The 12,507-nt window shown below is 60.7% G+C and carries 12 protein-coding genes and 1 pseudogene; 4 read left to right on the top strand and 9 right to left on the bottom strand.

What is annotated here, in order from left to right:
* The 3 genes and pseudogenes from UF78_RS23040 to UF78_RS22275 all read left to right on the top strand — a co-directional run.
* A pseudogene (locus tag UF78_RS23040) lies at positions 1-268 on the top strand (hypothetical protein); the annotation flags it as partial.
* A gap of 6 nt (positions 269-274) precedes the next feature.
* Positions 275-1,006, top strand: a complete 732-nt coding sequence (locus UF78_RS22285; RefSeq protein WP_045164431.1) for a hypothetical protein — start codon at positions 275-277, stop codon at positions 1,004-1,006.
* A gap of 6 nt (positions 1,007-1,012) precedes the next feature.
* Entirely contained in the window at positions 1,013-3,169 is a 2,157-nt protein-coding gene (locus UF78_RS22275) for a lipase family protein (RefSeq protein ID WP_196298716.1), read from the top strand.
* A 399-nt stretch (positions 3,170-3,568) separates the two neighbouring features.
* Here UF78_RS22275 and UF78_RS22270 read toward each other — a convergent pair whose 3' ends face one another.
* Genes UF78_RS22270 through UF78_RS22250 form a run of 5 tightly spaced genes read right to left on the bottom strand, consistent with a single transcriptional unit; the run spans position 3,569 to position 7,593 of the window.
* Positions 3,569-4,204, bottom strand: a complete 636-nt coding sequence (locus tag UF78_RS22270) for an SCO family protein (RefSeq protein WP_045164429.1) — start codon at positions 4,202-4,204, stop codon at positions 3,569-3,571.
* Between the two features lie 51 nt (positions 4,205-4,255).
* Positions 4,256-5,155, bottom strand: a complete 900-nt coding sequence (cyoE, locus tag UF78_RS22265) for a heme o synthase (protein WP_045164428.1) — start codon at positions 5,153-5,155, stop codon at positions 4,256-4,258.
* Between the two features lie 16 nt (positions 5,156-5,171).
* Positions 5,172-6,242, bottom strand: a complete 1,071-nt coding sequence (locus UF78_RS22260) for a COX15/CtaA family protein (protein ID WP_045164427.1) — start codon at positions 6,240-6,242, stop codon at positions 5,172-5,174.
* Positions 6,243-6,298: 56 nt separating this feature from the next.
* A complete protein-coding gene (locus UF78_RS22255) occupies positions 6,299-6,880 on the bottom strand; it encodes a hypothetical protein (protein ID WP_045164426.1) in 582 nt (193 codons plus the stop codon).
* Positions 6,881-6,885: 5 nt separating this feature from the next.
* On the bottom strand, positions 6,886-7,593 hold the full coding sequence (locus UF78_RS22250; protein WP_045164434.1) for an SURF1 family protein: 708 nt from the start codon (positions 7,591-7,593) through the stop codon (positions 6,886-6,888).
* 70 nt (positions 7,594-7,663) lie between these two features.
* Here UF78_RS22250 and UF78_RS22245 point away from each other — a divergent pair, with 70 nt between their 5' ends.
* On the top strand, positions 7,664-7,864 hold the full coding sequence (locus tag UF78_RS22245) for a twin transmembrane helix small protein (protein ID WP_045164425.1): 201 nt from the start codon (positions 7,664-7,666) through the stop codon (positions 7,862-7,864).
* A gap of 57 nt (positions 7,865-7,921) precedes the next feature.
* Here the strand turns inward: UF78_RS22245 and UF78_RS22240 are convergent, their stop codons facing one another.
* The 4 genes from UF78_RS22240 to coxB form a co-directional block, all read right to left on the bottom strand.
* Positions 7,922-8,821 (bottom strand): cytochrome c oxidase subunit 3, encoded by a 900-nt coding sequence (locus UF78_RS22240; protein ID WP_045164424.1) that lies wholly within the window; start codon positions 8,819-8,821, stop codon positions 7,922-7,924.
* Positions 8,818-9,399 carry a cytochrome c oxidase assembly protein gene (locus UF78_RS22235; protein WP_045164423.1) on the bottom strand — a complete coding sequence of 194 codons (582 nt, stop codon included), beginning with the start codon at positions 9,397-9,399 and terminating at the stop codon, positions 8,818-8,820. The genes UF78_RS22240 and UF78_RS22235 overlap by 4 nt, the downstream gene beginning before the upstream one ends.
* Positions 9,400-9,630: 231 nt before the next feature.
* Positions 9,631-11,259, bottom strand: a complete 1,629-nt coding sequence (ctaD, locus tag UF78_RS22230; RefSeq protein ID WP_045164422.1) for a cytochrome c oxidase subunit I — start codon at positions 11,257-11,259, stop codon at positions 9,631-9,633.
* A 12-nt stretch (positions 11,260-11,271) separates the two neighbouring features.
* The gene (gene coxB, locus UF78_RS22225) at positions 11,272-12,405 is read right to left on the bottom strand and encodes a cytochrome c oxidase subunit II (protein WP_045164421.1); all 1,134 of its coding nucleotides are present in this window, start codon (positions 12,403-12,405) and stop codon (positions 11,272-11,274) included.
* Positions 12,406-12,507: the final 102 nt, after the last annotated feature.

Below are 12,507 nucleotides of genomic sequence, written 5' to 3'. Positions count from 1 at the left end.
AAGAGGCCAGATCAGCAAACTTCTAAGCTGCAAGGGGGCGGGCGCTTATCTGTTGCGTGACGAGTTGCCGGGCAAGACGGTTCGGCTGGATATTCAGACCAATCCAAAGGAGAGACCATACAGGGACGACACATGGCTCAAACTTCCAGAAGGCTGGAAGCCTTGCCTACCCAAGGAAGGTTGGCAGCGCTGCCAGACGCCGCCGGTATTCAAAACGTTTCAAATGAACGGTCAGGAATGCACCGTCTATCCCAACTGCAAGGAGTGACCAGGGATGCGAACTGCCCTTGGCCGTCTACTCGGTCTCATCATGCTCGCGACCGTACTTAGCGCCTGCGGCTCGATGGCCTCGCTTACCGCTGACAGCTTTACCTTCGAAGGGCAGCTACCCGCTGACTTCTCCATGCGTGCCCAAGCGCATTACGGCATCTCCAACGGCTGCAAGGGTCGTAGCCAGGCGCGTTCGTTCGAGAGTGGCTTTCAGAGTACATCTCAGCAGTATCGCTTCAGCATTCCCGTCAGCTACCGCGACGGCCTCTGCGAAATGCAGCTGGCCCGGGTCGGGCTGTACATCCATGGTCGCTACGGCGACAAGGAATGGCAACGCACCTATGACAATGGCGGCTTGGTGCTGGTCGATACACTGCCGCAAGGCGCGCCTGCTTTTGATAGCGATGGCCACCTGAGCAAGACGGCTGAATGCACATGGCTTTTTCAACTCAGCAAGGCCCACGCACGAAGAGGCCAGATCAGCAAACTTCTAAGCTGCAAGGGGGCGGGCGCTTATCTGTTGCGTGACGAATTGCCGGGCAAGACGGTTCGGCTGGACGTGCGAGCTAACCCGAAGGAAGAACCTTCTTATGATCGGCGATGGATAAATACAGACTCAGGCTGGCGTCCATGTGTGGATACGGATGTATCCGAGCGCTGCCAGACTCCTCCTGTATTTCAGACGTTCAAAATGAATGGACAGGAATGCACCGTCTATCCCAACTGCAAGGAGTGATCAGGGATGAATAACTCAAGTAAAACGGGTGGGCCGCTAGGCTGTCCCGTACGAGGACATTGGGTCAGTGTTCGACTGGTCGACGAGCATGGCGATGGAAAACCATACGCCGGTCTTGTCTACATACTGCACGACAGCCAAGGCCAAAAATATCAGGGGGCACTTGATAGCAATGGCTTTTTTCGCATAGACGGTATCTACAGCGGCCCGGCAGTTCTTTCTTTCCTGGAGGACTACCCCGGCGGTAATAAATGGTATGAGCATTTCCTAGACCGAAAGTCCTTCAGGCTGCCCTTAACAGCCCTTCAAGTCTGTGCCGAACAATCTCCATCCGGACCCCGTAATGCCGATAGCAGTACCTATCTGGCAGAAGAGCGCGCCGTACTGGAAAGCGCTCACCTTCTACGCGTAGAAGTCAGCGATCTGGTCGAGGCCAAGGGGCATCTACCTGATCCTGATCCTACTTGGCAGCCAAAGCCTTCCGCCATGCTCAAGCACAACGCTGGGCAGGCTGCCGAATGCGTCGGCATCGCATTAACGCCCAATTGTCATCACGTGCTTGAGGTCAAAGCGCTACGCGCTTACAGCCCGCTGCTCTCACGCAAAAAGGCCTTTTGCGCGATCAATGCCTACCATTTGGCGGTCATGAGCACCTTTGTGTATGCGCCGTTCGGCGAACCGAAGCAGCCGGATGGTGCTTATGCCTCCAGCCCGCCCCCCTATAATCGTAGCGGGAGCATTGGGCATGTGCTGCGCGAGCAACTGGCCCGATTGGTAAAAGCGAACTCGTTCGATAGTGCCCGCTACGAGCTGCTGTATGAAGAGGTGCCCTACTCCAAAAGGCTCGAGATCATGCCTTATGACCCAGCTCGCTATCAGGCTGAGGCCACCAAAGGCTGGGCGAATCCCGAAGACGTGCATTTTCTCTACGATGAAGTGACGGATTCCCAGGCCTTCATCGTCCATAACGACAAACTCATGCTCATATCGGTGCGGGGCACACTGGGAACGCCAGACATATTGCGAGATCTTGACGCCCGCCAGGTCCCTTACGCTGAAGGCACCGGCCAAGCCCACCGAGGATTTTATGACTCGTTCCAGGCCGTCAAGGTTTTCGTTCAGCGCTATTTGGAGGCCTTTTATACAGGCGAACAAACTCTAATCATTTGTGGGCATAGTTTGGGTGGCGCAGTGGCGCTTCTTTTAGCTGAATGGCTACGGAAAAACTGGTCGCGTGACATTCAGCTCTACACCTTCGGCGCCCCACGCGCCGGCGACCGAGCCTTTGTACAAAGTGCCCAGGGGCTTGTCCATCACCGCCTCGTCAATCACAACGACCCTATCCCCGCCGTCCCCTTCACCTGGCTGGATGCCGAGTGGAAGCTGGCCAGCGCCGGTACCGTGGTGCTGTTCAGCTCACCCTTGCTGGGTGTAACGCTGCTCCTGGGCGGGTTGCTCAATCTGCAGGGCGACCCATACGAGCACCATGGTCAACAACGCCACTTCGTGCCCCGCAAGCCCAACGGTGGCAGCGAAGCCTCCATACTCTGGCAACCCGACTGCGCCTTGATCGACGAACAGGCCTGTGCGCGTTATGCCGGTGCGATTGATCTGCTGGACGACATGCCAAAGCGAATGGCCTTCATCGAACAGGCTTTCGCCGGCGCAGAGCATTCCTCCGACAGTGGCTACAGCCGTGCCATGCTCACCACGCTGCTGCGCTGGCATGCAAGCGTTGAGGAGCGGGAAGGTGTCTTGTTTACGCCCGGTGAGATCCACGACATCGATATGTTGATCCAGATGGCCGAAGCCGAGCTGAATAGTTGGCAGCCGCGAGATTTTATGGAGTTTCGCCGGGTAGTGAGAGTGCGCCATGACTCTCGCTTCTATAACAAGTCTGATTTGGAGCTCCGCCAGATGTACGACGCTGGCATCGCCCTGGCACGCTCCCTTAGCAGGCAACAAAGAGCAGCGCTGGGGCGCGCGAAAGTACGGCTACTAAACGAGGCGGGTAGACGCCTGACCGCGACCAACGTGTTCGGCGACTTGATTGATCGGGACGACTTGCCCAACTTGGTAGCGCAATGGCGAGCATTGGACCAAAACCAACGGGCTGAAAAGCTGGCCAAGATAAAAAAGCCTCTAGCTCGTCAGTACGCCTGACAGCCTTCTCCCGCTCGCTCGCGTGAACAGCCAACGCGCCGGAGAAGGCGCTGGCTGGCCGCAGGTACGGGCTCGAAGGCGGCCTGCACGGAACCGGACGCAATCGCCACCGCGGCACAGAGCGCGGCGCCGCTGAATACGCGATTAGCCCCCGATCGGACAGCACTTGCGAAACAATCCCTGAGCCAGCACCGTGCCCGAAACGAGGCCGAGCAGCGTATGCGGCAGGCGCATCGGGACGTTTCGGTAAGGGCCTGTCATGAAGAAGGCTGCGGACAAGCCCGCTTCGGCGGGCAACCACAACCGCGCAGACGAAAGACAAGCGCGTGTCATCTGGGCCGGAGGATCGGCTGGCGCAACCAGAGCGCAAGACGCCGTTAAGCCTGGCCTAGCCGATGGTCAGCTGCCCTGCCCGATCAACGCCGGCAACTGCTCGGCAAGCTTCTCGGTGCGCATCGGCGCGCGAATGAAACCGCGCAAACGGCCGTCTGGGCCGATCAGGGCGAGGTTGCCGCCATGGTCGACGGTGTAATCCTTCTTCGAAGTGTCTCCCGGAATAAAGGGCACGCCCGCCGCGTTGGCGAGCGTCTGGATATCATCCAGCGGTCCCGTCAGCCCAATGAAGCCGGCGCCGAAATAATCCAGGTATTTCTTCAGCTGCTCGGGCGTGTCGCGCGCCGGATCGACGCTGACCAGGATCGGCTGTAGCCGCTGATTCACGTCGTCCGGCAGCTTACCGCGCAGCTGACGCAATTCGGCGAGCGTGGCCGGACAGATATCGGGGCAGAAGGTATAGCCGAAGAACAGCAGGTTCCAGCGCCCTTCGAGCTGCTCCATCGAAACCGCTTCGCCGTCCTGGTTGGTCAGGGCGATGTCGGGCATGTCGCGACCCTGGGGAAGCATGACGATACCCGCATCGAGCAGCGCGGCGGAGTCGAGCTGGCGCTCGGTGCTGAGCACCTTGTAAACCGTCAGGCCTATAACCAGCGCGACCAGTGCAACGAGAATGAAAACGGTTTTCTGAATGCGGGTCATGGAATTCCTGTGAGGGCTGAGTCAGGCCTGCGAGATGCTCTACACCGGCCTCTAGATATTCAGCAGCAGATAATGATCAACCAGCAGCGCGATGAACAGCGCAAACAGGTACCAGATGCTGAATTTGAACGTCTTGATGGCCGCATGAGGGCGGCTCTCACGATAGAGCACGATGGCCCAGAACAGGAAGCGCGCACCCAGCAGCACCGCCGCTGCCAGGTACAGCGGACCACTCATGTGGATGGCGAACGGCATGAAGCTCACCGCCAGCAGCACGGCGGTATAGAGCAGGATATGCACCTTGGTGTAGTGCTCGCCGTGAGTCACCGGCAGCATCGGTACATTGACCTTGGCGTATTCCGCCTTGCGGTGAATCGCCAGCGCCCAAAAGTGAGGCGGCGTCCAGGCGAAGATGATCAGCACCAGCAACAGCGGCTCGGCGGTCACCTGGCCGGTCACCGCGACCCAACCGAGCAGTGGTGGTGCGGCGCCGGCCAGACCGCCAATGACGATGTTCTGCGGGGTCGCACGCTTGAGAAAGCCGGTGTAGATGACGGCATAGCCGATCAGCGATGCCAGCGTCAGCCAGGCTGCCAGCGCGTTGGTGAACATCAGCAGCAGCGCCATCCCGGCGACGCTCAGCAACAACGCGAACAGCAGGGCCGCGGCAGGCGATACCCGGCCTTCGGCCAGTGGCCTTTTGTGGGTGCGCGCCATCACCGAGTCGATGCGCCGATCCACCACATGGTTGACCGCCGCCGCGCCACCGGCGCAGAGCGCGATGCCGAGATTGCCGAACACCAGCACTGTCCAGGGCACGCCTGCGCGCGTGGCGAGAAACATGCCCACCAAGGAGGTGATGAGCATCAGCAGCACCACCTTCGGCTTGGTCAGCTCGAGATAGTCGCGCCAGCTGACCTGGACGCCGCGTTCGCTGAGTAGAGTCGCCATGGGGTTCTCCTTGTGGTCAAGCGCGGGGTAGGTCGAGCCCACCCATCGAGTTCGAAACCGGATGCCGTTGGATCGCCGGCTCATGCGTCGCAACGGCGCTATGGCGACCCGGGAAGAGACGGTGATTGATCAGTACGGTAACCAGCAGCAGCAAGGCACCGCCGCCGTTGTGGGCGACGGCGACAGCCAACGGCAGATTGAGCAGGACATTGCTGATGCCCAGCCCGACCTGCAGTGCCAGGGTCGCCAGCAACAATGTGGCAAGACGTGAAAGTCCGTTGCGCCAGAGCTGCCAGCTGAGGATCAGCAACAGCAGCGTCACGGTCAGCGCGCCGAGACGATGGGTGAGATGAATGGCGGTACGCGCCTCGCCGTAGAGCATGCCGCCGAGGTAATTGGGGCCGATGTCGTGATGAGTCAGGTTGAAGGCATTGGCGAAATCCATCTCGGGCCACCACTCGCCGTGGCAGGTGGGGAAGTCAGTGCAGGCCACCGCAGCGTAGTTGCTGCTGACCCAGCCGCCCAGCGCGACCTGACCGATCACAGCCAGCAGGCCGAGCATCGCCAGTGCCCGGATCCGAGCCGGTATCGGCCCGGTTACTGGTCGCCGTCCCGATAAACGCAAAGTCAGTAGGAACAACAGGCTCAAGGTGGTGAAGCCACCCAGTAAATGCGCAGTTACCACCTGGGGCCAGAGCTGCAGGGTCACCGTCCACATGCCGAAGGCAGCCTGGGTGATTACCACGGCCAACAGTAGCAGCGGCAGCTTGACCGGCTGACCCGGCTGTGAACGCCGCCGCAGCGCCTGCACGGCGAGCCCGAGGATTACCAGTCCCAGCGCACCAGCGAAATAGCGATGCACCATCTCGTTCCACCCCTTGTGCACCTCAATCGGTGCATCCGGGAAGCGTAGCGCCGCCAGGCTCTGGGCTTGCTCGCTCATGGGTACCGCTAGAAATCCATAGCAGCCGGGCCAGTCCGGGCAGCCGAGGCCGGCGTGGGTCAGCCTCGTATAGGCACCGAGGAGCACCACCACCACGGCCAGCAGTGTGGCGACGAGGGCAAGACGGTATCCGGGTTTTGCCATCTGGTTCTCCTTGGGCGACCTCGTTGAGACTCCAGCGAGGCGGCCGAGTGCCTGGGTCAGCCGATCTGGGAGATTTTCAACAGGTGCTTGAGGTCATCGAGAATCGCCTTGCCGTTGGCCTTGGCGTCGTAGCGCAAGACCAGATTGCCGTGCGGATCGATGATCCACAGCTGCGGGCCGTCGGGTGCCTCCGGGTTGCCCGCATAAACCGTCGGGTCCAGCACATAACGCTGCAGCTGGGGGTATTCGCGCTGCAGACGCTGATCGTAGTCGGCGCTCAATGCCTGCCCGCTCGCCAGTGCATGGCCGGCACGGCCGGCCTCACGCGCCAGGCCAATGTTGATCTGCCGCGCCAGATAGACCAGCTGCTGGCAGTCTTCTGCGCACCCTTGCGGTGCGGTAACCAGCAGCTCCCAGCGTGGTTCGGGCGCCACTGGTACGGTCACGCCGAGCGTCTCGCGCCCTTGGCCGGTGGCTACCAACGCGCCGTCGTAGGTTCGGGTTTCGGGTATCCAGAAGCCGAACCGATACATCGCCGTTGCCAGCAGCATGGGCCCAATCACCACGGCCAGGATCAGTAGCAGTTGCACTCGCCCACGCCGGCGTTGGGCTTGTGCGGGATTGAAGGTCGGATTCATCGCTGTCACTGCTTGCTCCCTCGTGCCTGATGCACGCCGAAGTAAATAAATAACGCCAGCAGAGCTGTCGCCAGCGCAAACCATTGCACCGCGTACCCCAGGTGCTGCTGCGGCTGCATGCTGGTGATCGGCCAGTCTGCCCGGTACGCTGCCGGGCCGGGCTCAAGTCGCAACTCGTATTCAACGCCATCACGTCCGAGCAATTGCCACAGCGCTTCGACATCGACGTGATTGAGCAGCCTTGGCCAACCCTCGGCCATGCGCTCGTTTAACAAGAACGGCTTGCCAGAAGGTGCATAGACCCAGGCGGCCAGCTTCAATGGGCGATCCGGCGTATCGAACTTCGGCGGGATCCGGCGATCCGGCCAGGGTATCCAGCCGCGGTTCACTAGCACCCAGCGACCGCTTGGCTGATCCTGGAAGGGTTGCAACAGCTCGACACCAACCTGGCCGTCGCGGGTACGGCTGTCCAGCAGGAAACTGTGTTCGTCATCGAAACTGCCCTGCAAATGGATTCGACTGTAGGCGGGATCTTCGAATTGCTCGATCTGCTCGGGTCCGACCGGCGCCGCCTGCTGCCGCGCTTCCTGGCGAGCCAGCATGTCGCGCTTCTGTTCGCCGCGCTCCAGCTGCCAGAACCCCAGCCAGACCAGCAGCGGCAGCAGCGTCAGGACCAGCAAGGTCGGCAGCAGACCGGGTTTGAACCCGCTCATGCCGCGCCCCACAGCGTATTGATACGGCTGGCTATACTGCACCCCCACTTCCCCTACTACGGACTCGCTCATGCTCAAGGCGGCGATCGTTCTGTTATTAGTAGCCACGCTGGTCAGTCTGTTCAGCGGTCTGTTCTTTCTGGTCAAGGACGAGGGTCGAACCTCCCGCCTGGTGACCGCATTGTTCGTTCGTGTCACCCTCTCTGCCCTGACGATCGCGCTGATCGCCTGGGGCTTCTATTCCGGGCAGCTGCATCCGGGTTTCGGCTAGCTCAGGTCCGTATGTAACGCCGCTGCGGTCGCTCCAGCCTTCAGCCGAGGCCGGCGTTCAAAGCACGTAGACGAAAATGAACAAGCCGATCCAGACCACGTCCACGAAGTGCCAGTACCAGGCAGCCGCCTCGAAGCCGAAGTGCTGTTCCGGCGTGAAGTGACCGCGGAAGCTGCGCACCAGCATGATCGACAGGATGATCGCGCCAATGGTCACGTGGGCGCCGTGAAAGCCCGTGAGCATGAAGAAGGTCGCGCCGTAGATACCCGAGCCAAGCGTCAGCCCCAACTCGGTATAGGCGTGAATGTATTCCTCTATCTGCAGGGCCAGAAACGAGGCGCCCAGCAGCACGGTCAATCCCAGTCCGAGCTTGAGGTGTTTGCGGTTTCCTTTGCGCAACGCATGGTGCGCCCAGGTCAGCGTGAAACTCGAGGTCACGAGCAGGATGGTGTTGATCAGCGGCAGTCCGAAGGCACCAATAGTGCCTTCAGGCGCCGGATAAAGCTTGGGATCGGGGTTGTTCAGCAGTGGCCAGGTATATTCGAAGTTGGGCCACAGCATATTGCTCACGCCCTTGTCGCCCTCGCCACCGAGCCAGGGCCCGACCCAGTAGCGGATGTAGAACAGCACACCGAAAAACGCGAGAAAGAACATGACTTCGGAAAAGATGAACCAGCTCATGCCCCAGCGGAACGAACGATCCATCTGCGCACTATAGAGCCCGGCTCGGCCTTCGCGGACGACCGCGCCGAACCAGCCGAACATCATGTAGGCAATCAGCAACGCGCCCACGAAGAAAATCAGTGGGCCGTTCGATTCGGCGCGATCGGCCTTGAGGTCGTTGAACCAGGTGCCGAGACCAAAGACCGTGATCAGCAGTGCGACCGTGGCGATTATGGGCCACTTGCTCTGGGCGGGAACGTAGTAATTCTCGTGCGTGGTGGTCTGTTGGCTCATTGCAGACTCTCCTTGGCCGCCACCACGGACGCCTGATCAACGACGGCGACGGGAGGTTGGCGAGACGTGATATCGAACAGGGTGTAGGCGAGCGTCAGATGACGCACGTCTGCGGGCAAATCACGATCGACAATGAAACGCACCGGCATTTCGATGCGCTCACCAGGCTGCAGCACCTGCTGGGTAAAACAGAAACATTCGGTCTTATGGAAATATGCCGCCGCCTTCGACGGCGAAACACTCGGCACGGCCTGTGCCGTCATTGGCTTGTCGGTGGGGTTGTAAGCGACGAAGCGCATTTCTCGGGTGGCGCCGGGGTTGACGGCGATCTGATCGGCCATCGGCCGGAATTCCCATACCATTCCCGACGCGTTGGTGGCGAGAAACTGCACCCGTACCTCGCGCGCCTCGTCGGTGGTCTGCGTGCCTCCGTAGGCACCTGCCGTCTTGCCGTTGATTCCGAAAGCCTTGCACATGACGTCGTAGATCGGCACCAGCGCAAAACCGAAGGCGAACATCACGACGACCACCAACAGTAGCCGGCGGACAAGTCGGGCGGTGGGCAGAGAATCGCTCATCGCGTCCTCCTCACACAGGAGCGTTCAACGCGCAACGCAAGCTTCGGCTTGGTGCTGTTGCGCGGGTGGGCTGAAGCCCACCCTACGAAGCAGCCAGCGCCCCGCATCACCTCAGCCGGGGAGGGCTTCAGCCAACCTTCATGGCCGCCCTCGTTTCCGATATCACAGGCGCACCCCGTCGTGGCCAACCCTTGGCCAGCCGCCGACCTGAAGCCGCCAAGGGCGGCAACGCTATTCATGCTTGGGCCCCGTGCGGTGCTCATGGAGTTCTTCCATGCTCGGCGGAACGCTGAAGGTGTGATAGGGCGCCGGGGACGGCACACTCCATTCCAGACCATCGGCTCCATCCCAGGGCTTGGCCGCGGCAGCCGGGCCACCGCGAATGCACTTGATGACGATGAACAGGAACAGCAGTTGAGTCGCCCCGAACATAAAGGCACCGATGCTCGATACCATGTTGAAGTTGGCGAACATCATGTTGTAGTCCGGAATGCGTCGCGGCATGCCGGCCAGCCCCACGAAGTGCATCGGGAAGAACGCCAGGTTCATGCCGATGAAGCTCATCCAGAAGTGCAGTTTGGCCAGTGTCTCGTCGTACATATGCCCGGTCCACTTGGGCAGCCAGTAATAAGCCGAAGCAAAGATGCCGAATATCGCACCGGGTACCAGCACGTAGTGGAAGTGCGCCACCACGAAGTAGGTGTCGTGGTACTGGAAGTCCGCCGGCGCGATGGCCAGCATCAGGCCAGAAAAACCGCCAATGGTGAACAGGATGACGAAGGCCACGGCGAACAGCATCGGGGCCTCGAAGGTCAGCGAGCCACGCCACATGGTGGATACCCAGTTGAACACCTTCACCCCGGTTGGCACCGCGATCAGCATGGTGGCGTACATGAAGAACAGCTCGCCAACCACCGGAATGCCGACGGTGAACATATGGTGCGACCAGACGATGAACGACAGAAAGGCGATGGCGCCGGTGGCGTAGACCATCGAGGTATAGCCGAACAGCGGCTTGCGGCTGAAGGCGGGAATGATCGAGCTGACGGCGCCGAACGCCGGCAGGATCATGATGTACACCTCGGGATGGCCGAAGAACCAGAACACATGTTGGAACAGCACCGGGTCGCCGCCGCCGGCCGCGCTGAAGAAGCTGGTGCCGAAGTGGATGTCCATCAGCATCATGGTCACCACGCCGGCTAGCACCGGCATCACCGCGATCAGCAGGAAGGCGGTGATCAGCCACGTCCAGACGAACAGCGGCATTTTCATCAGGGTCATGCCGGGTGCGCGTAGGTTGAGGATGGTGGCGACCACGTTGATCGCGCCCATGATCGAGCTGATGCCCATCAGGTGAATGGCGAAGATGAAGAAGGTCACCGACTCCGGCGCGTAGGTCGTCGACAGCGGCGCGTAGAAGGTCCAGCCGAAGTTGGGTCCGCCGCCCTCCATGAACAGAGTCGAAATAAGCAGGCCGAAGGCCGCCGGCAGCAGCCAGAAGCTGAAGTTGTTCATCCGCGGCAGCGCCATGTCCGGCGCACCGATCATCAATGGGATCATCCAGTTGGCCAATCCGACGAACGCCGGCATCACCGCGCCGAAGACCATGATCAGGCCGTGCATGGTGGTCATCTGGTTGAAGAATTCCGGCTGCACGATCTGCAGCCCCGGCTGGAACAACTCGGCGCGGATAACCATCGCCATCGAACCGCCCAGCAGGAAGGCGCAGAAGCTGAACCACAGGTACATCGAACCGATGTCCTTGTGGTTGGTGGTCAGCACCCAGCGCATGAGCCCCTTGGCCGGGCCGTGGTGATGGTCATGCCCGGCATGACCATGATCGTCGATCACTGCACTCATCACCTGATCCTCTTACTGGGTGGCTTCTTCGGCCTGTTTGAAGACGAGCACGTCTTTCGGCGTGACCATGTCGCCCTTGTTGTTGCCCCACGCATTGCGCTCGTAGGTCACCACCGCGGCAATGTCGACCTCGGACAGCTGCTTGCCGAAGGCGGCCATGGCGGTGCCCGGCTTGCCATTGACGACGATGCTGAGGTGGTCTTCGGCCTCGCCAGTGGCGATGGGCGAGCCCTTCAGCGCCGGGAACATCGGTGGCAGCCCCTCGCCTCCCGCCTGGTGGCAGGACGCACAGTTGGTCTGGTAAACCTTCTCACCGCGGGTCACCAGCTCTTCGAGCGTCCATTCCTTGCTGGTCAGCTCGGCGAGCTTGGCGGCTTCCGCCTTCTTCTCGCCGAGCCAGGCGGCGTAGTCTTCCGGTGACTTCACCTCCACGACAACCGGCATGAAGCCATGGTCCTTGCCGCACAGCTCAGTGCATTGGCCGCGGTAGATGCCCGGTTTATCGATACGGGTCCAGGACTCGTTGATGAAGCCGGGAATGGCATCCTTTTTCACTGCCAGATCCGGTACCCACCAGGAGTGAATGACGTCCGCTGCGGTGATCAGGAAGCGCACCTTGGCGCCCGTCGGAATCACCAGCGGCTCGTCCACCTCCAGTAGGTAATGCTCGCCTTTGGGCTCGAGATTGTTGATCTGATCGCGCGGCGTGGTGAGGTTGCTGAAGTACTCGACATCCTCACCCAGGTACTTGTAGTGCCACTTCCACTGATAGCCGGTGATCTGGATATCGACATCCGACTCGGACGCGTCGTAGATGTGGATCAGGGTGCGGGTTGCCGGAACCGCCATCCCGACGAGGATCAACAACGGAATGATGGTCCAGAGCACCTCGACCCGAGTGTTCTCGTGAAAATGCGCCGACTCCAGCCGCTTGGAACGGCGGTGAGCGAGCATCGACCAGAACATGGCGGCGAACACCAGCACGCCGATGATTACGCAGATCCAGAAGATCGTCATGTGCAAATCGAACACGGAACGACTGACTTCCGTGGCACCGGAGCGCATATTCACGTCCCAGGCCGCCTGGGCCTGGCCGAATAGCGACCACAGCCCAATCCCCATCCAGACTCGTGGATGTCGCGACATTGCGGGTTCCCCTTATGGTTCTTGTTATCCCGCCGACTGCTGTTCGTCCGGTTGCCAAAGCGAGCCACGCTCACCTCGACCGCCTGACTACACGCTGATCTG

This window comes from Stutzerimonas stutzeri, assembly GCF_000952685.1.
In the GTDB taxonomy this organism is placed as follows: domain Bacteria; phylum Pseudomonadota; class Gammaproteobacteria; order Pseudomonadales; family Pseudomonadaceae; genus Stutzerimonas; species Stutzerimonas stutzeri_E.
Note: the sequence above shows the minus strand (reverse complement) of the source record. Positions and strands in the feature narration are given on the sequence as shown.

Bases quoted from the DNA above. Each gene is read 5' to 3' on its own strand.
- UF78_RS22285 (WP_045164431.1), top strand. From the start codon at position 275: ATGCGAACTGCCCTTGGCCGTCTACTCGGTCTCATCATGCTCGCGACC.
- UF78_RS22275 (WP_196298716.1), top strand. From the start codon at position 1,013: ATGAATAACTCAAGTAAAACGGGTGGGCCGCTAGGCTGTCCCGTACGA.
- UF78_RS22270 (WP_045164429.1), bottom strand. From the start codon at position 4,204: ATGACCCGCATTCAGAAAACCGTTTTCATTCTCGTTGCACTGGTCGCG.
- cyoE (WP_045164428.1), bottom strand. From the start codon at position 5,155: ATGGCGACTCTACTCAGCGAACGCGGCGTCCAGGTCAGCTGGCGCGAC.
- UF78_RS22260 (WP_045164427.1), bottom strand. From the start codon at position 6,242: ATGGCAAAACCCGGATACCGTCTTGCCCTCGTCGCCACACTGCTGGCC.
- UF78_RS22255 (WP_045164426.1), bottom strand. From the start codon at position 6,880: ATGAATCCGACCTTCAATCCCGCACAAGCCCAACGCCGGCGTGGGCGA.
- UF78_RS22250 (WP_045164434.1), bottom strand. From the start codon at position 7,593: ATGAGCGGGTTCAAACCCGGTCTGCTGCCGACCTTGCTGGTCCTGACG.
- UF78_RS22245 (WP_045164425.1), top strand. From the start codon at position 7,664: ATGCTCAAGGCGGCGATCGTTCTGTTATTAGTAGCCACGCTGGTCAGT.
- UF78_RS22240 (WP_045164424.1), bottom strand. From the start codon at position 8,821: ATGAGCCAACAGACCACCACGCACGAGAATTACTACGTTCCCGCCCAG.
- UF78_RS22235 (WP_045164423.1), bottom strand. From the start codon at position 9,399: ATGAGCGATTCTCTGCCCACCGCCCGACTTGTCCGCCGGCTACTGTTG.
- ctaD (WP_045164422.1), bottom strand. From the start codon at position 11,259: ATGAGTGCAGTGATCGACGATCATGGTCATGCCGGGCATGACCATCAC.
- coxB (WP_045164421.1), bottom strand. From the start codon at position 12,405: ATGTCGCGACATCCACGAGTCTGGATGGGGATTGGGCTGTGGTCGCTA.